This window comes from Micrococcus sp. H39-S4 (assembly GCF_027158145.1).
Lineage (GTDB): Bacteria > Actinomycetota > Actinomycetes > Actinomycetales > Micrococcaceae > Micrococcus > Micrococcus luteus.
The window spans coordinates 88,362-111,327 of the sequence record NZ_JAPVLT010000007.1; the positions used below are offsets into that span (position 1 = coordinate 88,362).

The following is a 22,966-nucleotide window of genomic DNA, read 5'->3' on the forward strand; positions in this document are numbered from 1 at the left end:
CCGGACTAGGCTGGCCCCCATGACCACCCCCGCGCCTCCCGACGACTGGTTCCTCCCGGACGAGGACGCCGTGCTGCAGATGCGCCGCGTGCGCGTGCGCCGCGGCACCACCGACATCCTCGGCCCCCTGGACTGGACGGTCCGCGCGGGGCAGCGGTGGATCGTGATGGGCCCGAACGGCGCCGGCAAGTCGACGCTGCTCCAGCTGGCCGCGGCCCGCCTGCACCCGACCGCCGGCGACGTCGGCGTGCTGGACGAGGTGCTCGGCGCCGTCGACGTGTTCGAGCTGCGCCCGCGCATCGGCCTGTCCTCCGCCCAGCTCGCCGCCCAGGTGCCCGCGAACGAGACCGTGCAGGACGCCGTCGTCACCGCCGCCTACGGGATCACCGGCACGTGGCGCGAGCGGTACGAGACGGAGGATCGCGCCCGCGCGCTCGGCCTCGTGGCGACCTGGGGGCTCTCCCGCCTCGCGCACCGCGCGTTCGGCACCCTCTCCGACGGTGAGCGCAAGCGCGTGCTCATCGCCCGTGCCCTGATGACCGACCCCGAGCTGCTCCTGCTGGACGAGCCCGCCGCGGGCCTGGACCTCGCCGGGCGGGAGGACCTCGTGCGCCAGCTGACGGCGCTCGCCACGGACGAGGACGCGCCCGCGCTGGTCCTCGTCACGCACCACCTCGAGGACGTGCCCCCGGGCTTCACGCATGCACTGCTGCTGCGGGCCGGCGGCGTCGTGGCGGCCGGGCCCATCGAGTCGACGCTCACCGAGGAGCACCTCTCCTCGGCGTTCGGCACGGACCTGAAGGTGACCCGCACCGGCGGTCGGTACACCGCCGTCGCCCGGTGACGGGGCTGCTGACCGCGCAGCTGCTGGGCATGGACCTGTGGCAGGTCCTGCTCGTGCTGCTCGCGGGGTTCTGGGCCGGCACGATCAACTCGGTGATCGGCTCGGGCACGCTCGTCACCTTCCCGACGCTCGTGGCGGTCGGGTTCCCGCCCGTGACGGCCCAGGTCTCCAACGCGATGGGCCTGGTGGCCTCGGGCTTCTCCGGCACGTACGGGTACCGCCGAGAGCTGGCCCAGTCCCGGGCGCTCCTGCCGAAGCTGACCGTCGCGTCCCTGCTCGGCGGGGTCATCGGCGCCGCCCTGCTCACCACGCTGCCCCCGGCCGTGTTCGGCTACGTCGCGCCGGTGCTGCTCGTGGTGGCCCTGACGGTCGTCGTGCTGCAGCCGCGCATCCAGCGGTGGGTCCGGCGTCGGGCGGAGGACCAGGGACCGACCCCCGGCGCGGACTCTCCCGTGCCGGTGGGCCCCGTGACCCCGACACTGTGGACGCTCGTGTTCCTGACCGGCATCTACGGCGGCTACTTCGTGGCCGCCCAGGGCGTCATGCTCATGGCGATCTTCGGCGTGCTGCTGGTGGGCGGCACCCTCGTGCACGCCAACGCGGTGAAGACGTGGCTGTCGCTGGTGGTCAACCTCACCGCCGCGGCGTTCTACCTGGTGTTCGCCTTCGACCGCATCGACTGGCGGGCCGTCCTGTTGATCGCGCTCTCCTCGCTCGTGGGCGGGCTCGTGGGCGCGCGGATCGGGCGGCGCATCTCGCCGACGGCGCTGCGCGTCACCATCGTGATCGTGGGCCTGGCCGGGCTGGTGGTCATGGTGATGCGGCAGGTCTCGGGTGGGTGAGGGCGGGGCCCGCGAGGTGCGCCTGGAGCGGATCGAGGACCTCGCCGACCCCCGCCTGGCCCCCTACACGACCATGACAGACGCGGCCCTGCGCCGTCGCGTCGACGCGGAGCACGGCGTCTTCCTCGCCGAGTCCTCCCAGGTGGTCCGCCGCGCACTGGACGCCGGACACACCCCGCGCTCCTTCCTGCTGGGGGACCGCTACCGCGGTTCCTTCGCGGACGTGCTCGCCGCCCACCCGGACGTCCCGGTCTTCACCGGACCCGACGACGTGCTCGAGGCACTCACCGGCTTCCACCTGCACCGCGGCGCCCTGGCCGCGATGGACCGCCCCGCGCCCCGGCCGCTCGCCGACGTCCTCGCGGGCGCGCGGCGCGTGCTCATCGCCGAGGACCTCGTGGACCACACGAACCTGGGCGCCGTGGTGCGCTCCGCCGTCGCCCTCGGCTGGGACGCCCTGCTGCTCACCCCGCAGGCCGCCGACCCGCTCTACCGGCGCGCCATCCGCGTCTCGATGGGCACGGTGTTCCGCCTGCCGTGGGCGCGCCTGCCCGGCCCGGTCGCCGAGTCGCTGCCCGCGCTGCGGGCGGCCGGGTTCGCGGTGGCCGCCCTCGAGGTGACGGAGCGGGCCGTGGGCCTGGACTCCGCTCGGATCGAGCCGCTGCGGACCGCCGAGCGTCTGGCCCTCGTCCTCGGCCAGGAGGGGCCGGGGGTCCGGCCCGAGACCCTCGCCCAGACCGACGCCGACGTCGTCATCCCCATGCCCGCCGGCGTCGACTCGCTGAACGTGGCCGCGGCCGCGGCGGTCGCGCTGTGGGAGCTGCGCGCGCGCTGACCGGCCCGGGTGCGGTAGAGTGGGCGGCTGGCCCGCCCTCCGGCGGACCCCCTGACCACACCTCTCGCGCCCCTGGTCCCAATCAGGCGGCTGAAACGAAGGATGCACCATGAAGTCTGAGATCCACCCGGATTACCGCTACGTCATCTTCAACGACCTCGCCTCCGGTGAGAAGATCCTCACCCGCACCACCGCGAACTCCGACAAGACCGCGGAGTGGACCGATGGCAACACCTACCCGGTGATCGACGTCGAGATCTCGGCCGCCTCGCACCCGTTCTACACGGGCAAGCAGCGCATCATGGACACCGCCGGCCGCGTCGAGCGCTTCAACGCCCGCTTCAAGGGCTTCGGCGGCAAGAAGTGACCGCGGCGGCCTGAGCCGCACGCACAGCACGACGACGGGCCCCGCGCCCCCGGAGCGATCCGGGCGGTGCGGGGCCCGTCGCGTCGCCCGTAGGCTGACGGGCATGACGACTCTCCACGGTGAATACAAGGTGATCGGCGGCAAGCTGGTCGCGGCGGACCTGAGCCTCGCGGACGGCCGGATCGCGACCGCGAGCATCAACGGCGACTTCTTCCTCGAGCCGGACGAGGCGCTCGAAGACCTCAACGCGGCGGTGGCCGGGCTGTCCGCGGACGCCGAGCACCGCGTCATCCGGGAGGCCGTCGAGCAGGGCCTGCGACCCGAGGCCGAGCTGTTCGGCGTGGACGCCTTCGCGATCGCCTCGGCCGTGCGTCGGGCCCTCGGCAAGGCGACCACGTGGGAGGACCACGAGTGGGAGGTCATCGGGCCGGAGCCGATGCCGATCGCGCTGACCGTGGCCCTGGACGAGGTGCTCACCCGGCAGGTGGCCGAAGGTCGACGCAAGCCGACCATGCGCCTGTGGCAGTGGAACGAGCCGGCCGTGGTGATCGGCGCCTTCCAGTCGCTCGCCAACGAGGTGGACCCCGAGGGGGCTCGGCGGCACGGCATCAACGTGGTGCGGCGGATCTCCGGCGGCGGCGCGATGTTCATGGAGGCGGACAACTGCGTCACGTACTCGATGCACGTGCCGTCGTCGCTGGTCGACGGGCTGGAGACGGCGGAGACCTACCCGTTCCTGGACGAGTGGACCATGGACGCGCTCTCCCGACTCGGCGTGCACGCGTTCTACCAGCCGCTCAACGACATCGCCACGGACCAGGGGAAGATCGGCGGCGCCGCGCAGAAGCGGGTGGGCGCGGCCGGGCTGCTGCACCACGTGACGATGAGCTACGACATCGACGCGGACAAGATGCTCGAGGTGCTGCGCATCGGCCGCGAGAAGCTGCGCGGCAAGGGCGTGGCCTCGGCGAAGAAGCGCGTGGACCCGCTCCGCCGCCAGACCGGCGTCTCCCGCGCCGAGATCTGGGAGACCATGATGACCACCTTCGAGGAGCGCTACGGCGCCCGCCGCGTCGAGCTGGACGAGGCCACCCGTGAGGAGGCCGAGCAGCTGGCCCGCACCAAGTTCACGACCCCCGAGTGGACCGCGCGGGTGCCCTGAGCCGCCTGACGGCGTCCCGGCACCGTCCGGCACGCTTCCGTCCGGGGGCGGTTTGCGGTGGTATTCGACGTGAATACCGCCCGAAACCGCCCCCGACGCGTCGAGGTGTGGCGGGGCGGCTCTGTCAGGATCGGACCATGACCCCCGACGACGACGCCCCCGTCCGCCTGATCGCCCGCTCCGACGCCCCGGGGCGCCCACGGTCGACCGTGGACGTCCACTGCGCCCTCGAGCTGGAGCTGGCCTCCGGCCGCCGCGTGCCTCTGCTCACGGACCGCGGCTGGACGAGCCGGGCGGCGGCCGCACGCCTGCCCAGGAGGAGACGCGACACTGGGACGCGCTGGCAGCGGTCGCGGCCGAGGCCGGGGTGCCGGTGGGTGCCGCAACGTTGCGCGAGCTGCCGCTGGTGGGGGAGACCTCGCCCGAGCTGGCCGCCCTCGTGGACCGGGCGCACCGCGAGGCCCGCGCCCTGAACCGGCTGCTCGGCGTCCACCCGCTGGCCCTCGGCACGGTCGCGCCGGCCGACGTGCTGGGCGCCGACGCGACCGCCGCGCTGCGGACCGGGCTGGCCGCGGGACTCGGCGTCGCGCCGACGGCGTGGGAGGACCCGGGCGTCGTGCTCGCGCCCGCCGCGGACGCCGACCCGGAGCTGCTGCACGTGGTCCTGCTCCACACGACCGCGGTGGTCGCCGGGCCACCCGCACTCGTGGCCCGCCTCGCGGACGCCGACGTCTCCGACCTGCTCGACGACGCCTCCCTCGGCGCGCACCTGCGCGGCCCGGTGGAGGACGTGTCGGCGGCCTGGCTCCACGCGGCCGACCGGCAGGCGCTGTCTCTCGACCCGGACGGCGGGGCCGCGCACGTGGCGCGCCACGCCGAACTGACGGCCGTGCTGGAGACGCGGCCCGTCGTCGTCGAGCGGGTGGGGATGCGCGACCGGGACGCCCAGCGCGCCGCCGACGCCGTGGGCCTGCGCCGGGTGGGCCGGGAACGCGTGCTCCGCGTCGCCGCGCCCTGAGCTGGAATGGTCACGACACGCCGTCTCGCCCGAGGGGAGGCGGCGTGTCGTGACCACTCTGCGCGGGAGGACTTACCGCTCAGCCCGCCGGCTGCACCGCCTGCACGCGCAGGGACCGCCGCAGGGCGTCCGTGTGCTCCACGACCAGGCGCCGCAGGGCCCCCGGGGCGTCGGGGTGCTCGTCCAGCCAGCGCTGGGCCGCGGCCAGCGTCGGGTGCGACTCCTGCGCGTCCGCGTCGCCGGCCACCGCGTCCCGGCGGCCCGGGAACAGCCCGCCGATCGCGCGCGAGGCCAGCCCGTTGGATCGTGAGGCCCACACCGAGGTCAGGCGCGGCCAGAAGCCGGACTCGTAGGGGGCGAGGAGCTCGACCTCGCCCGCGGCGAAGCCGGCCGCCGTGGCCGAGAGCAGGTCGTTGGACAGCTCCGTGCCAGTGGCCGTGCGACCGGACATGACCGCCTCCCACGCCGCGGCCTTGACCTCGGCATCGGGGCGGGCGGCCGTGGCGAGGCGATGCCACGTGACCGTCTGGGCGGTGCGGCCGGCCTCGAGCTCCGCGTCCAGGCGGTCCTGGTCGGCCCGGCCGGTCGCGGCGAGGGCCTGGAGCACGAGCCAGCGCAGCTCCGCGTCGATCGCCAGGCCCGGCGCCGACGTCGCCGCGTCCTCGCCGAGCAGGGCGGCCTCGAGGGCCGCGGCCATCCCGACGTCGGCCCGCGCCAGCGTCGCCCACGTGCGGGCCGCGGTGCGCTGGCGGTCGGAGCCGGCCTCGAGCGTCCGGGTCTGTTCGGCCAGCACCTCGCCCACCAGGGCGCGCAGCGCGTCCCGGTCCTCGGCGCGGGCGTACTGGCCCACGGCCGCGGCGGCCTGCGCCAGCACCTGCGCGTGCACGCCCACGGTCGCGATCCGCGCGGACAGCGTCGCCACCGCGTCGAGGAACCGGGCGACCGGCAGCTCGCCGTCGCGGGTCATCGACCACAGGGCGGCCCACACGGTGGCCTCCGCGAGCGGGTCCGCGATGGGGTGGGTCAGGGCCGCGCGCAGCGACCCCGCATCGAGCGCGACGGCGGCGTAGGTGAGGTCCTCGTCGTTGGGCAGCACGAGGCGGACGCCCCCGGGGACCGCGAGGTCCGGCAGGGGCACGGCCGCGCCCTCCGCCCCGCCCGGCACGTCGGCGGTGACCTGGGCGGTGCGGCGCAGGACGCCGTCCTGCCCGGGCGTGAAGACGCCGACCTTCAGCACGTGTGGGCGGAGGATCGACTCGCCCGTGACCGGGTCCGTGCCCTCCTGGCGCAGCGCCGGGGCGTCGCCGTCGACGTCGACCCGTAGCCGGGGCACGCCGGAGGTGTGCAGCCACGCGTCCGCCCACGCGCGCATGTCCCGCCCCGAGGCGGCCTCGAGCGCGGCCATGAAGTCGGCGAGGGAGGCGTTGCCCCACGCATGGGCGGCGAAGTAGCGGTGCGCGGCGTCGAAGAACGCGTCCCGGCCCACGTAGGCGGCCAGCTGCTTGAGCACGGAGGCGCCCTTGGCATAGGTGATGCCGTCGAAGTTCTGACGGGCGGCCTCGAGGTCGACGATGTCCGCGACGATGGGGTGCGTCGTCGGCATCTGGTCCTGCACGTACGCCCAGGCCTTGCGGCGGGACGCGAAGGTCACCCACGCGGTCCGGAAGTCGGTGGCCTCGTCCACGCCGAGGGCGCCCATGTAGTCCGCGAACGACTCCTTGAGCCACAGGTCGTCCCACCAGTGCATCGTCACGAGGTCGCCGAACCACATGTGCGCCATCTCGTGCAGGATCACGTTGGCCCGGCCCTCGTACTGGACCGCGGTGGCCCGCGAGGTGAACACGAAGTCCTCGGTGAAGGTCACGAGGCCCGGGTTCTCCATGGCGCCGAGGTTGTACTCGGGCACGAACGCCTGGTCGTACTTGCCCCACGGGTACGCGACGCCGAAGAGGTCGTGGAAGAACGTCAGCCCCCGCTTCGTCACGTCGAACACGGCCTCGGGGTCGAACGCGTCGGCCATCGTGCGCCGGGTGAACAGCCGCAGCGGCACGGCCTGCGCACCGCTGGCCGGGTGACCGTCCCAGGCGTCCTCCCACTGCGCATAGGGGCCGGCGAGCAGCGTCGTGATGTAGGTGGACTGGGGGAGCGTCGGGGCGAACTCCGCCCGGACGACGCCGTCCCCGGCCCGCGTCCGGGACACCTCGGGCCGGTTCGAGGCCAGCACCCAGTCCTCGGGTCCGGTGAGGGAGAAGGTGAAGGCGGCCTTGAGGTCCGGCTGCTCGAAGTCCGGGAACACGCGGCGCGCGTCGGCGGGCTCGTACTGGGTGTAGAGGTAGACCTCGCCGTCGGCGGGGTCCGTGAAGCGGTGCAGGCCCTCGCCCGACCGGGAGTACACGGACCGGCCGACCAGCTCGACCACGTTCTGCGCCGCCAGATCGGGCAGCAGCACCCGGGCCCCGCCCACGACCTCGGCCACGTCCAGCGCCGTGCCGTTGAGGGTCACCGACTCCACGCCCCCGTGGATCCAGTCCAGGTGGGTCTGCGCGCCCGGCTCGGCGCACGCGAAGCGGATCACGGTGCGGACCGGATAGGTGTCGGTCGCGGCGTCCCGGGCGTCGGAGAGGTCCACGTCCACGGCGTAGTCCTGCACCGTGAGCAGGCGGGAGCGTTCCGCGGCCTCAGCGCGGGTGACGTTGGTGGCGTCGAGGTCGGGGGTGGTGTCGGTCAAGGCGAGCCTCCGGTCGGGGATCCAGCGGGGACGGCGACGCGCGGACACACCGGGGCGTGCCCGCGCGTCGACGGTGGTCCGGGACCGGCGGCCCGTGGCCGCGTCAGTGCGGCGTCGGGACGGGCTGGCCCTTGGAGAGCACCGTCAGGCCGGATTCTGTCACGGTGTAGCCGTTCGCCTCGTCCTCCGCCCGGTCGAAGCCGATGCGCGCGCCCGGGGGCACGACCACGTTCTTGTCCAGGATCGCGTTGCGCACGTGGGCCCCCTCGCCGATCACCACGGAGTCCAGCAGCACCGACTGCTCCACCCACGCCTCGTTCTGCACGCGCACGTCCGTGGAGAGCACGGACTGGGCCACGGTGCCGCCGGAGATGACCACGCCCTGGGAGAGGATCGAGTCGTTCGCCGAGCCGGGGCGGCGGGTGGACGAGCGCACGAGCTTGGCGGGCGGGGAGACGGACTGGCGGGTGTAGAGCGGCCACTCGCGGTTGTAGAGGTTGAACTCCGGCCACGGCTGCACCAGGTCCATGTGCGCGTCGTAGTAGGAGTCCAGGGTGCCGACGTCCCGCCAGTAGTGCTTGCCGGCCGTGCCGCCGGGCACCTCGTTGGAGGTGAAGTCGTACACCCCGGCCTCGCCGCGCTCCACGAACAGCGGGATGATGTCCCCGCCCATGTCGTTGTTCGACTCGGGGTTCTCCTCGTCCTGGTTCAGCGCCGCCACGAGGGCGTCCGTGTCGAACACGTAGTTGCCCATCGAGGCCAGGAACTGCGTGGGGTCGTCCGGCAGGCCGGGGGTCGTCTCCGGCTTCTCCACGAACGCCGAGATCCGCGTCCTGTCCTGCGGGTCCGTCTCGATCACCCCGAACGAGGAGGCCAGCTCGAGCGGCTGGCGCACCGCGGCCACGGTCGCCTTGGCGCCCGAGGCGATGTGCTGGTCCACCATCTGCTGGAAGTCCATGTGGTAGACGTGGTCCGCGCCGATGACGACGACGATGTCCGGCCGTGCGTCGTGGATCAGGTTCATGGACTGGTAGATGGCGTTCGCGCTGCCCGTGAACCAGTCCTTGCCCCGGCGCTGCTGCGCCGGCACGGAGGCCACGTAGTTGTTCAGGAGCGTGGACATCCGCCACGTCTCGGAGATGTGGCGGTCCAGCGAGTGCGACTTGTACTGCGTCAGCACGACGATCTCGCGGTACCGGCTGTTGACCAGGTTGGACAGCGCGAAGTCGATGAGGCGGTACGTGCCGCCGAACGGGACGGCCGGCTTGGCACGGTCGGCCGTCAGCGGCATCAGACGCTTGCCCTCACCGCCCGCCAGCACGACCGAGAGGACCTTCTTCTGCACCATCTGCGTCACTCCTCATGAGCCGGGTCGTCGCGACCCGCACGCGTGCTCGGGGCGTGCGGGGCATCCGTGCCGCCAGACTATCGACCCCCGCCGGGCTGAACTAGGTTGGGGGCGTGCGCATCGACATCGTGAGCAAAGAGTTCCCCCCGTCCATCTACGGCGGTGCCGGCGTCCACGTCGCCGAGCTGACCCGCGTCCTCGCCTCCCGCGTCGACGTCCGCGTCCATGCCTTCGGCGAGCCGCGCGACCCGGACTACCACGGGGCCCGCGTCCTGACGTACCCGAACCCGCCCGGGTTCGACGCCGCCAACGGGGCCGTGCAGACCCTGGCCACCGACCTCACGATCCTCGGGGACCTCGAGGGCGCCGACGTCATCCACTCCCACACCTGGTACGCCAACATGGCCGGCCATCTCGGCAAGCTCCTGCACCAGGTTCCCCACGTCCTCTCCGCGCACTCCCTCGAGCCGCTGCGCCCCTGGAAGGCGGAGCAGCTCGGCGGCGGCTACGCCCTGTCCAGCTGGGCCGAGCGCACGGCCTACCTCGGGGCGGACGCGGTCATCGCGGTCTCGGACGGCATGCGTCGGGACATCCTGGCCTGCTACCCGGACGTGGACCCGGCGAAGGTGCACACGGTCCACAACGGCATCGACACGCAGGTCTGGACCCCGCAGACCGGCACCGCCGCACTGGAGAAGTACGGAATCGACCCGGACAAGCCCTCCGTCGCGTTCGTCGGCCGCATCACGCGCCAGAAGGGCGTGCCCCACCTGCTCCGTGCAGCGCTGCGGTTGCCGGAGGACGTCCAGCTCGTGCTGTGCGTCGGCGCCCCGGACACCGCGGAGCTGGCGCACGAAGTGAACGAGTTGATCGCCGAGCTGCGACGCACCCGCCAGGGCGTCGTCGTGATCGAGGGGATGATCCCGCGCCACGAGGTGATGGAGATCCTCACGGCCGCCACCGTGTTCGCCTGCCCCTCGGTCTACGAGCCGCTGGGCATCGTCAACCTCGAGGCGATGGCGTGCGGCACCGCCGTCGTCGCCTCCGCCGTGGGCGGCATCCCGGAGGTCGTGCAGGACGGCGAGACCGGCCTGCTCGTCCCCTTCGAGCAGGTCGACGACGGCACGGGGGCGCCCGTGGACGAGGAGAGGTTCGCCGCCGACTTCGCGGCCGCGCTCACCCGCGTCGTGGAGGACCCGGAGCGCGCCCGCGCGATGGGTGAGGCCGGCCGGGCCCGCGCGATCGAGCACTTCTCGTGGGAGACCATCGCGGAGCGCACGATCGAGGTCTACGAGGCCGTGCTGCGCTGAGCCCGCCCGACCACGCACACGGGCCCCCGCCACCGCGAGGTGACGGGGGCCCGTGTGCGTCCGGGGACGGCCACGGTCAGCCGCGGCGACCCCGCGCCGCCTTCTCGCGGGCGCGCACGGCCTTCTCATCCTCCGGCTCCTCACCGGCGGCCCGGCGGGCCGTGAACCAGGCGTGGGCCTCCTCCTGGCGCTGGGTCTCGGCGTCCGTGGCCACCGCCATGCGCAGGTGCTCGGGCTCGAGGCCGAACGACTCGACGAGCTCGAGGGCGAAGGGGCGCAGCCGCTCGGCCAGCCGGTTGACGTAGCCGCGCAGGGCCCGGGCGCGCTGGCTCGAGACGCGGCCGTGGGCCACGAACCAGCCGAGGTCGTCCTCGATGAGGCGCAGCGCGAACAGGTCGCGCAGCCACGTCAGGACGGTCTTCGTGGTCTCATCCGTGATGCCCTCCAGGGCGCGGGTGAAGGCCTCCCACTGCAGAAGCTCGCCGTGGTTGCGGGCGGCCTCGATGAGCTCGTGCTGGCGCGTGTTGAACGCCTCCGCCTGCGCCGCCTGGCCCTTGCCCCGGGCCCCCGAGAGGGTGCCGGCGATGTCGGCGGTCTTGGCACGGACGCGCTCGGTGAGCAGCTCATGCTGGACGGCGGGGTCCTTGAACCAGTTCGCCGAGCGGCGCTCGGACCCGCCGTCGGCCACGGACTGGACGGCCTTGTGCAGGCCCGCACGGTGGAGGGCGTCCGAGGCCTGATGGACCACGTAGCGGGAGACGGCGCCCACATTGAGACGTCCGAACTCCTTCGAGTAGTCGGTCAGCAGACGCTTGCCCACGAGCTGCAGGAGCACCGTGTTGTCGCCCTCGAACGTGACGTACACGTCCAGGTCGGCGCGCATCTGGGCCACCCGGTTCTCGGCGAGGAACCCGGCGCCGCCGCACGCCTCGCGGGCCTCCTGCAGGGTGTCCAGGGCGTGCCACGTGGTCAGCGGCTTCACGGCCGCGGCGAGCGTCTCGAGCTCCTGCCGGTCCACGTCCGTGTCGGAGCGGCCGGAGAAGACGTCGTCGAACTTCTCCACGAGCTCGTTGGAGGAGAAGGCGTCCGCGTAGGCGCGGGCCAGGCGGTCGATGAGGCGGCGCTGGTGGTTCTGGTAGTCCAGCAGCACCTCCTCCCGCTGCGGGTCGGAGGCCTTGAACTGGCGGCGCTGCTCCGCGTAGGCCAGCGCACCGTGCAGGCCGAGGAAGGAGGCCGTGGTGGCGGCGAGGGACAGGGAGACGCGGCCCTGGACGAGCGTGCCGAGCATCGTGAAGAAGCGACGCCCGGGGGAGGCGATGGGCGAGGAGTAGGTGCCGTCCTCGGCCACGTCGCCGTAGCGGTTGAGGAGGTTGGTGCGCGGGATGCGGACCTGAGTGAAGTGCAGACGGCCGTTGTCGATGCCGTTCAGTCCGCCCTTGAGGCCGTCGTCCTCGCCGCCCACGCCGGGCAGGAAGGCGCCCTTCTCGTCCCGGATGGGGACGTAGAAGCAGTGCACGCCGTGGTTGACGCCCCGGGTGATCAGCTGCGCGAAGACCGTGGCCGCCCTGCCGTGCAGCGCGGCGTTGCCGAGGTAGTCCTTCCAGGCGCCCTTGAACGGGGTGTGGATGACGAACTCCTGGGTCGCCTCGTCGTACGTGGCGGTCGTCGCGATCGAGGCGACGTCCGAGCCGTGCCCGATCTCGGTCATGGCGAAGGCGCCCGGGACGCTCAGGTCCATCGCGCCCGGCAGCCACCGGCGGTGGTGCTCCGCGGTGCCCAGGTGCAGGATCGCCGAGCTGAACAGGCCCCACTGCACACCGGCCTTGATCTGCAGGGAGGGGTCGGCGAGCACGAGGTCACCGAAGGCGGCGAGGTTGCCGCCGTGGTTGTCCTCGCCGCCGAACTCGCGCGGGAAGGCGCGGTGGACCGCGTTGCGCTCCACGAGGACGCCCAGCTGCCGCAGGACGCGGGCGCGGTGCTCGTCCATGCCGAGCAGCGGGTCGCGCCACAGGGCGGGATCCTTGACCAGTTCGCGGGATTCGCGGCGCTCCGCGGCCCAGCGGCCGAGGAGGGCCTCCTCGAGGGCCGCGGCGTCGAGGGAGCCGGGCGTCGGCCGCTCGGGCGCGATCTCGGCGACGTCGGAGGGAACCTCGGTGCTGGGCGTCGAGGACTGGGGGGCGAGCTTCTCGTGGACGGTCATGACGATGCTCCTGTTCGTGAGTGGGGGCGGGCGCGGTCGGCGTCCGCCGCCGCGGGTTCGAGGGCGGCGCCGGGCGCGGCGCCGATGAGGCCGGTGAGCAGCCAGTCGGCGATGGCGCGGGCCATCGCCTCGACCGGGATGCGACCGGCGGCCGGGGTCCGCAGCCAGGTCTCGGCGGCGGCCCGGACGAGGCCGACGGCGGCGCGCGGCCACAGGGCGAGCGGGTCCGCCGGCGCCGGGGCGTGGCCCCGCGCGGCCATCCCGCGCGCCAGGCCCGACTCGAGCATGGCGTAGACGCGCTCGAGGAACGGGCCCAGCACAGGGGCCTCGGCCGCGGCGGGGGACGGGGCGACGGCGAACGCGTACACCTCGGGCGACGTCGCCGCGACCGTGAGGTACACCTCGACCATGCGACGCAGCGCCTCGGGTTCGGAGACCGGTTCGTCCGCGACCTCGAGCAGGCGGCGCTCCATGTGGGCGGTGACCCGCTCGGACACCGCCAGGCGCAGGCCCTCGCGGTCGCCGAAATAGCGGTAGTAGACGGTCTTGGAGGTGCCCGCGTGGGACGCGATCTCCTCCATCGAGGCGTGTGCGCCCAGGGCGTGCACGGCCGACCGGGCGGCCCGGACCAGTTCCAGACGGCGCTCGGCGCGGTGCCGGTCCCAGCGGACGCTGCGACCGTCCCGGGCGGTGGACGTGACGGGATTCACGAAACCGAGCGTATCAGGTACTGTGGATCACAGTCACCCACCCCGCCGACGTCCGTATCGTCCGTATCGTCCGGGGTGACAACGCCCCCGCCGCGTCGGCGGTGGGCCCGCCGTCGAGAGGACCGTCATGACCCACCACGAGACCCCCGCGTCCGAGACCGCCTCCCGCCCCGCCGTCGCCGGTGGAGCGCTGCGCCCCGCCGTCATCCTGGGCGGCAACCGCATCCCCTTCGCCCGCGCCAACACCGCCTACGCCGAGGTCGGGAACCAGGAGATGCTCACGGCCACGCTCGACGGACTCGTCGCGCGGTTCGGGCTCCAGGGCGAGCGCCTCGGCCAGGTCACCGCCGGCGCCGTCCTCAAGCACCCGCGCAACTTCAACCTCACCCGCGAGGCCGTCCTGGGCTCCGCGCTCTCCGCCGCGACCCCGGCCGCCGACGTCCAGGTGGCCTGCGCCACCGGCATGGAGGCCGTGGGCACCCTCGCCAACAAGATCCGGCTCGGCCAGCTCGACTCCGCCATCGGCGGCGGCGTGGACTCGATCTCGGACGCACCCGTCTCGCTCTCGGACGGCGCGCGCCGCGTGCTGCTGCAGCTCACCACCGCCAAGACCATGAAGGACCGCCTGCGCGCCCTCGCCCAGCTGCGCCCCGGTCAGCTCGTGCCCGAGCCGGCCGGCGCGGGCGAGCCGCGCACCGGCATGTCCATGGGCGAGCACCAGGCCCTGACCACCCACAAGTGGGGCATCACCCGTCAGGCGCAGGACGAGCTCGCCGCGGCCTCCCACCGGAACCTCGGCGCTGCCTACGCCGCCGGGTACATGGACGATCTGGTGACCCCGTTCCACGGCCTGGCCCGCGACAACAACCTCCGCCCCGACTCCACGCCGGAGAAGCTGGCCGGCCTGAAGCCCGTGTTCGGCCGCCAGCTGGGGGACGAGGCGACCATGACGGCCGGCAACTCCACCCCGCTCACCGACGGCGCCTCCGCGGTGCTGCTCTCCTCCGAGGAGTGGGCCGCCGAGCGCGGACTGCCCGTTCTCGCCGAGTTCGTGGACATGGAGAACGCCGCCGTGGACTTCGTCGACGGACACGAGGGCCTGCTCATGGCCCCCGCCTACGCCGTCCCGCGCCTGCTCGCCCGGCACGGGCTCACGCTCGACGACCTCGACTTCGTGGAGATCCACGAGGCGTTCGCCGGCACCGTCCTGTCCACCCTCGCCGCCTGGGAGGACGAGGAGTACTGCCGCGAGCGGCTCGGGCTGCCGGGTGCGCTGGGCTCGGTGGACCGCGCCCGGCTCAACGTGCACGGCTCGTCGCTGGCGGCCGGTCACCCCTTCGCCGCCACCGGCGGCCGCATCGTCGCCCTGCTGGCCAAGATGCTGCATGAGAAGGGGGAGGGCTCCCTCGGCCTCATCTCCGTCTGTGCCGCCGGCGGCCAGGGCATCGTCGCCCTGCTCCGCGGCCGCTGAGCCCCGACCGACCCGACCCGAGAGGACCGACCATGACCGACCGTTACGGCACCTTCGTCGCCTCGCCCCTGGGCCGCCGCCTCACCGGCGCCCTGGGCCTGCCTCAGCCCGTCGAGCTGCGCCGGCACACCCCCGGCGACCCCGTGCTGCCCGGCTCCGTGCTCGTCCTGGGCGCGACCCCCGCAGCCGCGGACGCCCGCACCCTCTTGGCCTCGTGGGGCCTCGAGGTCGCCGACGCCCCCCGGGAGGGCGCCCGCCACGCGGCGATCGTCGCGTGCTTCGACGGGGTCGCCACGCCCGCGGACCTCGGCGCGGTGGCGCTGGAGATCGGCGGCGCGCTGCGCTCGCTGGGCTCCTCCTCGCGCGTGGTGACCGTGTTCGAGGACCCCGAGGCCGCCACGGACCCGGCCCTGCGCGCCGCCCGCCAGGGCGTGACGGGCCTGACCCGCTCGATCGCGCACGAGATGCGCCGTGGCGGCACCGCCAACGGCCTCGTCCTGGGCGAGGGCGTGCCGCTCACTGCCCCCGGTGCGGCCGGCGCGCTCGCGTTCCTGCTCTCCGGTCGCGCGGCGTACGTCTCCGGCCAGTTCGTGCCCGTCTCCACCGCCGACGGCGCGGTCCCCGCCGACGCGGCGCGCCCCCTGGCCGGCAAGGTCGCCGTGGTCACGGGCGCCGCCCGCGGCATCGGCGCCGCCATCGTCCGGACGCTGGCCCGCGACGGGGCCGTCGTCGTCGGCGTGGACGTCCCGGCGGCGGGCGAGACGCTGGCCAAGGTCGTGAACGAGGTGGGCGGCACCGCGCTCGCCCTGGACATCACGGCGCCGGACGCCGGCGCGCGCATCCTCGAGCACTGCCGCACCCGGCACGGCCGGATGGACGTGGTGGTGCACAACGCCGGGATCACCCGGGACCGGATGCTGGCCAACATGGACGCCGCGCGCTGGGACTCCGTCCTCGCTGTGAACACCACGGCCCAGCTGGCCATGAACGAGGCGTTCCTCGCCGAGGACGCCCGGGACGTGGCGGGCCACGGGCTGCGCATCGTGGGCCTGGCCTCCATCTCCGGCATCGCGGGCAACCGCGGCCAGACGAACTACGCGGCATCCAAGGCCGGGGTGATCGGCCTGACCGCGGCCTCCGCACCGGTCCTCGCGGCCCGTGGGGGCACGATCAACGCGGTGGCCCCGGGCTTCATCGAGACCGAGATGACCGCGAAGATCCCGCTCGCCACGCGCGAGGTGGGCCGGAGGCTCAACTCGCTCCAGCAGGGCGGCCTGCCGCAGGACGTGGCCGAGACGGTGGCCTGGCTCGCCTCGGACGCCGCAGGCGGCACCAACGGGGCCACGCTGCGGGTCTGCGGCCAGTCGAAGCTGGGGGCGTGAGGATGCAGACCACGCAGCTGTCCGCCCCGCCCTCCCTCGCCCGGCTCTACGCCCGGGCCGCCAGGCAGGCCGCCACGGACGCCGTCGTCCGTCGGCGCCGTCCCCGCGAGCTCCCGGACCGTCAGGTGGTCGTGACCGGCCACCGCATCCCGGCCGAGGCCGTGTCCGCGTGGCGCGGGGCCGTCGGGTCCGCGGATCCGGCGGACCTGCCCTCGGTCCTGGTGCACACCCAGGTGTTCGGTGCGGCGATGGAGCTGATGGCCGACCCCGAGTTCCCACTGCCCCTGCCCGGACTGGTGCACCTGAGCAACACCGTCCTGCACCACCGGCCCGTCGCGGCGGAGACCCCGCTGCGCGTCACCGCGCGTGCCGTGGGCCTCGTCCCGCACCACGCAGGCACCGCCGTGGACGTCGTCGTGACCGTCGAGGGGCCCGGCGACGACGGCGAGGAGGCACTGCTGTGGGAGGGCGTCTCCCGGTACCTCGCCAAGGGCGTCCACCTCTCCGGCCTGCGTCCCGAGCGGCCCGCCCGCGAGGACTTCGTGCCCCCGACGCCGACCGCCCAGTGGCGCTTCGGGACGGGGGCCGGACGCCGGTACGCGGGCGTCTCCGGAGACTGGAACCCGATCCACCTGACGGGCGTCTCGGCCCGACTGTTCGGCATGAAGGGCGCGATCGCCCACGGGATGTTCCTGGCCGCCCGGATGCTCGAGGGCCGTGAGCCGGCCGGCGCCGGGTTCCGCTGGCACATCGACTTCGAGGCGCCCGTCGTGCTGCCGACCACCGTGGCCGTCCGCTACGAGCCCGGGCCCGACGGCGGCACGCGCGTGTGCGGCTGGGATGCGCGGCGCCGGCGCCCGCACTTCTCCGGGGAGATCACTCCGCTCGGGTCCTGACGGCCACCGGGCCCGCGCACCGGCCCGCCGAGACTCGCTGTCTCGGCGGGCCGGTGCGTTCGGGCGGTCAGGCGTCCAGCCCGGGCGACCGCCGCGGCACGGCGGTGACGGCCTCGAGCAGCCCGTCCGCGTAGGCCTCCCACGAGTGACCGGCGGCGTGGCGCACGGCGCCGGTCCCCAGTGCCGCCCAGGCGTCACGATCCGCCAGGATCTCGGCCAGGGCATCGGCCCACGCCTCGGGGGTGCCCGCCGTCACGTGGCGGCCGGACACGCCGTCGAGGACCGCGTAGACCAGTCCGCCGACCCGGTGCGCCAGCACGGGCGTGCCGCAGGCCTGTGCCTCGAGGGCGACCAGGCCGTAGGTCTCGGACGCGCTCGGCATCGCCACGACGTCCGCCGCCCGGAACTGGGCGGCCAGGGCGGGCGCGGGCACCGGCCCGGAGAACGTCACCAGGTCGGCGACCCCCTCCCGCGCGGCCAGGCCCGCCAGGTCCAGCTCGTCGTCCCCCGAAGCGGCCCCGTTCACGTGCAGGCGCACCCCCGGGTCGGCGCCCGCGCCACCGGCCCGCTCGCGCAGCACCCCGAGGGCGGCCACGAGCAGGTGCGGGCCCTTGTGCCGCTGCACGCGGCCGGCGAACAGGACGCGCAGGGCCCCGTCGTCCTCCGGGGCGCCCGGCCACTGCGCGGCGCCCTCCGGCGTGAACGTCTCGAGGTCGGCCCCGGGGGGCAGCACCCGGGTGCGGGCGCGGGGCACGTCCAGCAGCTCGCGCAGGTCGGCGACCTCGGCGGCGGAGTTGACCACGAGCAGGTCGGCCCGCTCGGCGACCTCGCGCTCGGCCTCGATCCGCGCGGCCGGCTCGCGCAGCTCGGGGTCCTCGAGCATCTTCGCCGCCGCCGTGGTGTGCATGGTCTGCAGGTACGGGGCGTGCGCCGCCCGCGCCAGCGCCGCGGCGGTGGACCCGGAGAGCCAGTAGTGGCCGTGCACGAACGCGACGGGCGGGGCGTCCGCGCCACCGAGGACGGGACCGCCCGGCACGGCGTCCGAGGCGAGCCAGTCCAGGGCCGCGCGGGTGAACTCGGCGCCGAGTCCCGCCAGCTCCTCCTTGGGCACGGGAGCGGACGGCCCGGCGGCGAGGTCCACGACCGTGACCGGCGGGGCCTGCCCGCCGGCGTCCAGCATCCGGACCCGTGCGCCATCCGCTCCCACCGGCTCCTCCGCCCGGGTCAGCAGGATCATCCGCACGCCCCGGCGGGCCAGGGCCACGGCGGCCTGCCGCACGTAGACGTTCATGCCGCCGGCGTCGCCGCGGCCGGGCTGGGCCAGGGGGGAGGTGTGCAGGCTGACCCCGATCCCCACCGGCACGGACGCCCGCAGTTCGGCGTCCACGGCGTCGAACAGCCGGGCCGCCGACGCCGAGTCCGCCAGGTCCTCGACGGAGACCATCCGTCCGGCGCCGTCGCCGAGCGGCACAGTCCAGTTCGGGTACTGGTCCTGGAGGGTGCCGGGCTGGTTCTGGATGCGCCGCTCGCCCACGGCGTCCACGAGCGCCACGCTGTGCAGGGCCGAGGGCGCCTGCGCGAGCAGGCGGTGCAGGGCCACGATCTGGCGTTCGCGCACCTCGGGGCCGGCGTCGGGGACGTCCACGTCCGCCTCGGCGAGCAGCCCGCGCCGGGCCGCGGCGGCGAGGAACGCGCGCACCTCCTCCGCCGACCGGCGGCGTTCCTGGGCGACGTCCACGGTGTAGAGGCCCAGCCGTTCGCGCAGGTCCACCTGGACGCCCTCGAGGTAACCGGCCGTGGGCGGCAGGTCGTGCGTGTTCACCGCCGCCATGGCCAGCCGCCGGTAGCGCTCCGGCGGGGTGGGCTCGCCGTCCTCCTGTTCGAACCACAGGATCGACGTGCCGAGCACGCCGGCCTCGGCCAGGCGGCGCTGCACCCACGGCTCGAACGTGCCGAGGTCCTCGCCCACCACGACGACGCCGGCCCGCTCGGCCTCGAGCGTGAGCACGGCGAGCATCGCCTCGTGGTCGTATTCGACGTACGCGCCCTGGGTGGCACCGGCGCCCTCCGGGATCCACCACAGGCGGAACAGCCCCAGGACGTGGTCCATCCGGATGCCGCCCGCGCCGCGCAGCACGGTGCGCAGCATGTCCCGGAACGCGGCGTAGCCGGTCTCGGCCAGGCGGCGCGGATGCCAGGGGTGCTGCGACCAGTCCTGGCCCAGCTGGTTGAACAGCTCGGGCGGCGCGCCGACGGACATGGTCGGCACCAGCACGTCCCCGAGCATCCACGCGTCCGCGGTCTCGCGGGTCGCCCCGACCGCCAGGTCCACCATGACGCCCATGCGCATGCCGGCCGCCCGGGCCCGCTCCTGCACGCCGGCGAGCTGCTCGGCGGCGATCCACTGCACCCAGCGGTGCAGGTCGACGTCGGTCGCGCGTTCGACGCGGACCCGCTCCGCCTCGACCCCGCCCGGCGCCCAGGCCGGGTCGGCGAGATCGGGTCCGGTGCCGTCGCCGTCCAGCCGCAGGACGGACCAGAGGGCGAAGTCGTCCAGGCCCGGGCCGGCCTCGGCGCGGAACCGTGCGTAGGCGGCCTCGCGCTCGGGGGAGCGGGGCACCTCGTGCACGCGGCGCAGCGCGGGCCACAGGACGGCGGCGACGGCGGCCCGATCGATCCGGCCGGTGCGCTCCAGCTCCGCCTGGACGCGGGCGCCGGCCGACCGCAGCTCCGCCTGCTCCGCGGCGGGCAGGTCGGCGAACTCGGGGATCGAGGGCACGTGCACGACCAGCGCCGAGAGGAACCGACGGGAGACGGGGGAGTAGGGGGAGTCCGCCGGATGGGGGCCGGGCTCGATCGCGTGCAGGGGGTGCAGCAGCAGGAAGTCGGCACCGTGCCGGGCGACGATCTCGGCCAGGGACGCCATGTCCGCCGCGTCGCCGATGCCCCACGAGTCCGCCGAGGTCACCGAGTAGCCCTGCGCGGCCGCGCCCCAGCCGCGGCGCTCGAGGAAGGGACGCGCCGTGCTCAGCCGGGTCGGGGCGCAGACCAGGACCGCGGAGGCGGTGGAGCCGGAGCCGCTGGTCACCTCCAGCCGGTGCCAGCCCGGGGCGAGGTCGGCGGGGATCTGAACGTGGACGCGCTCGCGTTCGACGCCGTCCACGAGGCGGACCTCGGACACCGGCTCGCTCACGCTCACCTCGAGGGTCCGCCCGTCCTCCGTGCGCACGCGGGCCACGACCGGCTCGCCCGCGGCCACGTGGCACGGCACGGACAGGCGGTGGCCGGACCGGGCGGCCACGGTGGGCGGGAGCACGTCCCGCCAGGGGGCCGTCTCCGCCTCCTCCAGCGCCTCGGCCAGAGCGGCGACCCCGTCCGGACGGACCGACACCCCGAGGGCGGCGAGCACCTTCACGAGGGCCTCGTCCGGCACGGTCTGGGCCGAGCCGTCCTGCCCGACGTACTCGGGCTGCACCCCGTGGGCTCGCGCGAGCCGGTGCAGCAGTGCGGGGGCTTCCAGGGCCATCAGGTCCTCCATGCCGTCGTGCGGTTCCACCGACGGCGCCTGCCGTCGCACAGACACCACTCTAGAGGGGACGCCGGTCCGGGGAACACGCAGGGCCCCGGTCGTGACGACCGGGGCCCTGCTGCTCGACGAGCGGTGCGCGAGGGGGGACTTGAACCCCCACGTCCTTGCGGACACAGCGACCTCAACGCTGCGCGTCTACCAATTCCGCCACTCGCGCTCATCGGTGGAGCCCTGGGAGAGGCTCCGTCGCCCGCCGCGTTCCGGTCCTGTCCGGTCCGTCCCGCTCCGGGCAACTCGAGAAAGATAGCACGGGTTCGGGCTAGGCTCAAAACCATGGTCGAGAACATCGTGAACCCCGCCCGCTCGCGCCCCGAGGACCGCGTCGTGGAGATCTGCCGCGACCTCATCCGGATCGACACGACCAACCGCGGGGGCAACGTCTCCGTCGGTGAGCCTGAGGCCGCGGAGTACTGCGCCCGGCTCATGACCGAGGCGGGGATGACCCCCCGCTTCTTCGAGTCGGCGCCGGGCCGGGTCTCCGTCGTCGGACACCTGCCGGGCTGGGATCCGGAGGCGCCGGGGCTCGTCATCCACGGGCACACGGACGTGGTCCCCGCCGAGGCGGACGAGTGGAGCGTGGACCCGTTCGGCGCCGAGCTCAAGGACGGCATGATCTGGGGGCGCGGCGCCGTGGACATGAAGGGCATGGACGCCATGGTGCTCGCGGTGCTGCTGCACCTGGCCCGCACGGGCCGCCGGCCGCGGCGCCCCCTGACGGTCGCGTTCTTCGCCGACGAGGAGGCCGGCGGCGTCTACGGCGCACGCTGGGTCGTGGACCACCACCCCGAGGTGTTCGACGGGTGCACCGAGGCGATCTCCGAGGTGGGCGGCTTCTCCACCGAGGTGCACGGCTCGCGCGCCTACCTCGTGCAGACCGCGGAGAAGGGGCTCGCCTGGCTGAACCTCACCGCGGAGGGCGCCCCCGGGCACGGCTCGGCCCCGCACCCGGACAACGCGGTCACCCGGCTGGCCGGCGCCATGACCCGCATCGGCGGGCACGAGTGGCCGCTCGTGTACACCAAGACCACGCGCGCGCTGCTCGAACAGGTGGCCGAGATCATGGGCGTGGACTTCGATGAGACGGACCCGACGCCGCAGCTCGACGCGCTCGGGCAGGCCCGTTCCTGGGTGGCCGGCACCCTGCGCACCTCGTCCAACCCGACGGGGCTGACCGCCGGCTACAAGCACAACGTCATCCCGTCCTCGGCCACCGGCACCGTGGACGTCCGCCTGATCCCCGGGGAGGAGGAGTCCGCCCTCGCCACGATCGCCGAGCTCGCCGGCCCCGAGGTGACCATCGCGCCCGAGCACCGGGACGTCGCCCTGGAGACCCCCTTCTCCGGGGACCTGGTGGAGCTGATGATCGCCGCGCTGCAGGCGGAGGACCCCGAGGCCCAGGTGCTGCCGTTCATGCTCGGCGGGGGCACGGACAACAAGTCCCTCTCCCGGCTGGGCATCACCGGCTACGGCTTTGCGCCCATGCGCCTGCCCGCCGACCTGGCCTTCACGTCCCTGTTCCACGGCATCGACGAGCGGGTGCCCGTGGACGCGCTCGAGTTCGGCTGCCGGGTGCTCGAGCGGATGCTGGAGCCGCGCTGATCCGGGCCGCGGGCGGCGACGACGGCCGGGGCGGCGTCGTCGCGCCCGCGCCTCAGAGGGTCTGCAGGGTCGAGGCCACGCGCATCACGCGGCGGCGCATCCAGTAGCGGCGCGCCCCGTCACGGTAGTGCACGGAGCGCTGCAGCTCCCATTGGCCGTACTCCGCGTGCTCCACGAGGCGCCGCCGGGCGTCGGCGAGGGACTCGTGGGGGGCGACCGTCATCACCAGGTACTCCCACTTCTGTCCGCGAGAGATCGCGTCGAGGGTCGAGGACATCAGCTGTTCACGCACCCGCCCATCCTGGCAGACGGCGTCGGGTCCGGCGGCCGGTCCCGTACGGCCCACCCCTGGCCGCGTCACCGGCCACCGGGTTACCGTTCACCCATGAGCTCTGACGCCCGCATGGCCCTCGAGGCCCTCACCACCGCCCTGAACGAACACCTCGTGGCCGCGCAGAACAAGCGGGGCGAGGACGACCCCGCCGTCGAAGCCGCCTTCTTCGCCGTGGCCGACGCCTTCGAGGCCTACGAGGACGCCCTGTACGCGGACACCGAGGAGGTCACCCCGCTCGACCTCTTCGACGACGAGGACGACGACGACTGACCGTCCTGCTCGTGACGGATCGCACGGCCCCGGGTTCCCACCCGGGGCCGTGGCGTACAGT

Annotated in this window: 18 protein-coding genes and 1 tRNA gene; 12 read left to right on the forward strand and 7 right to left on the reverse strand. The window is 74.3% G+C overall.

Annotated elements, in window-relative coordinates; genetic code table 11:
• The first annotated feature begins 19 nt into the window (after window positions 1–19).
• From O3T09_RS08490 to O3T09_RS08515, 6 genes are all read left to right on the forward strand, one after another.
• Window positions 20–844 carry an ABC transporter ATP-binding protein gene (locus tag O3T09_RS08490; protein WP_051995263.1) on the forward strand — a complete coding sequence of 275 codons (825 nt, stop codon included), beginning with the start codon at window positions 20–22 and terminating at the stop codon, window positions 842–844.
• Window positions 841–1,686: a sulfite exporter TauE/SafE family protein gene (locus tag O3T09_RS08495; RefSeq protein WP_036315227.1), complete on the forward strand. Its 846-nt coding sequence runs from the start codon at window positions 841–843 to the stop codon at window positions 1,684–1,686. The genes O3T09_RS08490 and O3T09_RS08495 overlap by 4 nt, the downstream gene beginning before the upstream one ends.
• Window positions 1,679–2,521 (forward strand): TrmH family RNA methyltransferase, encoded by an 843-nt coding sequence (locus O3T09_RS08500; RefSeq protein ID WP_269295491.1) that lies wholly within the window; start codon window positions 1,679–1,681, stop codon window positions 2,519–2,521. Before O3T09_RS08495 ends, O3T09_RS08500 begins: the two co-directional genes overlap by 8 nt.
• A gap of 109 nt (window positions 2,522–2,630) precedes the next feature.
• A complete protein-coding gene (locus tag O3T09_RS08505) occupies window positions 2,631–2,888 on the forward strand; it encodes a type B 50S ribosomal protein L31 (protein WP_002855042.1) in 258 nt (85 codons plus the stop codon).
• A 103-nt stretch (window positions 2,889–2,991) separates the two neighbouring features.
• A complete protein-coding gene (locus tag O3T09_RS08510; protein ID WP_269295492.1) occupies window positions 2,992–4,050 on the forward strand; it encodes a lipoate--protein ligase family protein in 1,059 nt (352 codons plus the stop codon).
• A gap of 373 nt (window positions 4,051–4,423) precedes the next feature.
• A complete protein-coding gene (locus O3T09_RS08515; protein WP_223247538.1) occupies window positions 4,424–5,068 on the forward strand; it encodes a hypothetical protein in 645 nt (214 codons plus the stop codon).
• Window positions 5,069–5,147: 79 nt separating this feature from the next.
• On the opposite strand, the gene pepN is transcribed toward O3T09_RS08515, so the two are convergent.
• Window positions 5,148–7,796 carry an aminopeptidase N gene (gene pepN, locus O3T09_RS08520; protein ID WP_269295493.1) on the reverse strand — a complete coding sequence of 883 codons (2,649 nt, stop codon included), beginning with the start codon at window positions 7,794–7,796 and terminating at the stop codon, window positions 5,148–5,150.
• Window positions 7,797–7,899: 103 nt separating this feature from the next.
• Entirely contained in the window at window positions 7,900–9,144 is a 1,245-nt protein-coding gene (gene glgC, locus O3T09_RS08525; RefSeq protein WP_060974149.1) for a glucose-1-phosphate adenylyltransferase, read from the reverse strand.
• 113 nt (window positions 9,145–9,257) lie between these two features.
• On the opposite strand from glgC, the gene glgA reads away from it, so the two are divergent.
• Window positions 9,258–10,454: a glycogen synthase gene (gene glgA, locus O3T09_RS08530; protein ID WP_060974150.1), complete on the forward strand. Its 1,197-nt coding sequence runs from the start codon at window positions 9,258–9,260 to the stop codon at window positions 10,452–10,454.
• Window positions 10,455–10,530: 76 nt separating this feature from the next.
• Here the strand turns inward: glgA and O3T09_RS08535 are convergent, their stop codons facing one another.
• The gene (locus O3T09_RS08535; protein ID WP_269295494.1) at window positions 10,531–12,654 is read right to left on the reverse strand and encodes an acyl-CoA dehydrogenase family protein; all 2,124 of its coding nucleotides are present in this window, start codon (window positions 12,652–12,654) and stop codon (window positions 10,531–10,533) included.
• Window positions 12,651–13,364, reverse strand: coding sequence for a TetR/AcrR family transcriptional regulator (locus tag O3T09_RS08540; RefSeq protein ID WP_041103822.1), 714 nt, complete (start codon window positions 13,362–13,364; stop codon window positions 12,651–12,653). Before O3T09_RS08540 ends, O3T09_RS08535 begins: the two co-directional genes overlap by 4 nt.
• Before the next feature lie 127 nt (window positions 13,365–13,491).
• Here O3T09_RS08540 and O3T09_RS08545 point away from each other — a divergent pair, with 127 nt between their 5' ends.
• The 3 genes from O3T09_RS08545 to O3T09_RS08555 are packed head-to-tail and all read left to right on the forward strand — an operon-like array spanning window position 13,492 to window position 17,113.
• Window positions 13,492–14,835, forward strand: a complete 1,344-nt coding sequence (locus tag O3T09_RS08545) for an acetyl-CoA C-acetyltransferase (RefSeq protein WP_036336857.1) — start codon at window positions 13,492–13,494, stop codon at window positions 14,833–14,835.
• A gap of 32 nt (window positions 14,836–14,867) precedes the next feature.
• Window positions 14,868–16,217 (forward strand): 3-oxoacyl-ACP reductase, encoded by a 1,350-nt coding sequence (locus O3T09_RS08550; protein WP_036336858.1) that lies wholly within the window; start codon window positions 14,868–14,870, stop codon window positions 16,215–16,217.
• Between the two features lie 2 nt (window positions 16,218–16,219).
• Window positions 16,220–17,113: a MaoC family dehydratase gene (locus tag O3T09_RS08555; protein WP_269295495.1), complete on the forward strand. Its 894-nt coding sequence runs from the start codon at window positions 16,220–16,222 to the stop codon at window positions 17,111–17,113.
• 67 nt (window positions 17,114–17,180) lie between these two features.
• Here the strand turns inward: O3T09_RS08555 and malQ are convergent, their stop codons facing one another.
• Together malQ and O3T09_RS08565 are read right to left on the reverse strand one after the other, a co-directional pair.
• Complete coding sequence (malQ, locus tag O3T09_RS08560; RefSeq protein ID WP_101965456.1) at window positions 17,181–20,690, reverse strand: 4-alpha-glucanotransferase; 3,510 nt, start codon at window positions 20,688–20,690, stop codon at window positions 17,181–17,183.
• Window positions 20,691–20,775: 85 nt separating this feature from the next.
• A tRNA-Leu gene (locus O3T09_RS08565) sits at window positions 20,776–20,859 on the reverse strand.
• Between the two features lie 116 nt (window positions 20,860–20,975).
• Between O3T09_RS08565 and O3T09_RS08570 the strand changes: the two genes are divergently transcribed.
• Window positions 20,976–22,301 (forward strand): M20/M25/M40 family metallo-hydrolase, encoded by a 1,326-nt coding sequence (locus O3T09_RS08570; RefSeq protein ID WP_095695723.1) that lies wholly within the window; start codon window positions 20,976–20,978, stop codon window positions 22,299–22,301.
• A gap of 52 nt (window positions 22,302–22,353) precedes the next feature.
• Here O3T09_RS08570 and O3T09_RS08575 read toward each other — a convergent pair whose 3' ends face one another.
• Complete coding sequence (locus O3T09_RS08575; RefSeq protein ID WP_010078677.1) at window positions 22,354–22,593, reverse strand: DUF5703 family protein; 240 nt, start codon at window positions 22,591–22,593, stop codon at window positions 22,354–22,356.
• 93 nt (window positions 22,594–22,686) lie between these two features.
• Here O3T09_RS08575 and O3T09_RS08580 point away from each other — a divergent pair, with 93 nt between their 5' ends.
• The gene (locus O3T09_RS08580) at window positions 22,687–22,905 is read left to right on the forward strand and encodes a hypothetical protein (RefSeq protein ID WP_036315190.1); all 219 of its coding nucleotides are present in this window, start codon (window positions 22,687–22,689) and stop codon (window positions 22,903–22,905) included.
• Window positions 22,906–22,966: the final 61 nt, after the last annotated feature.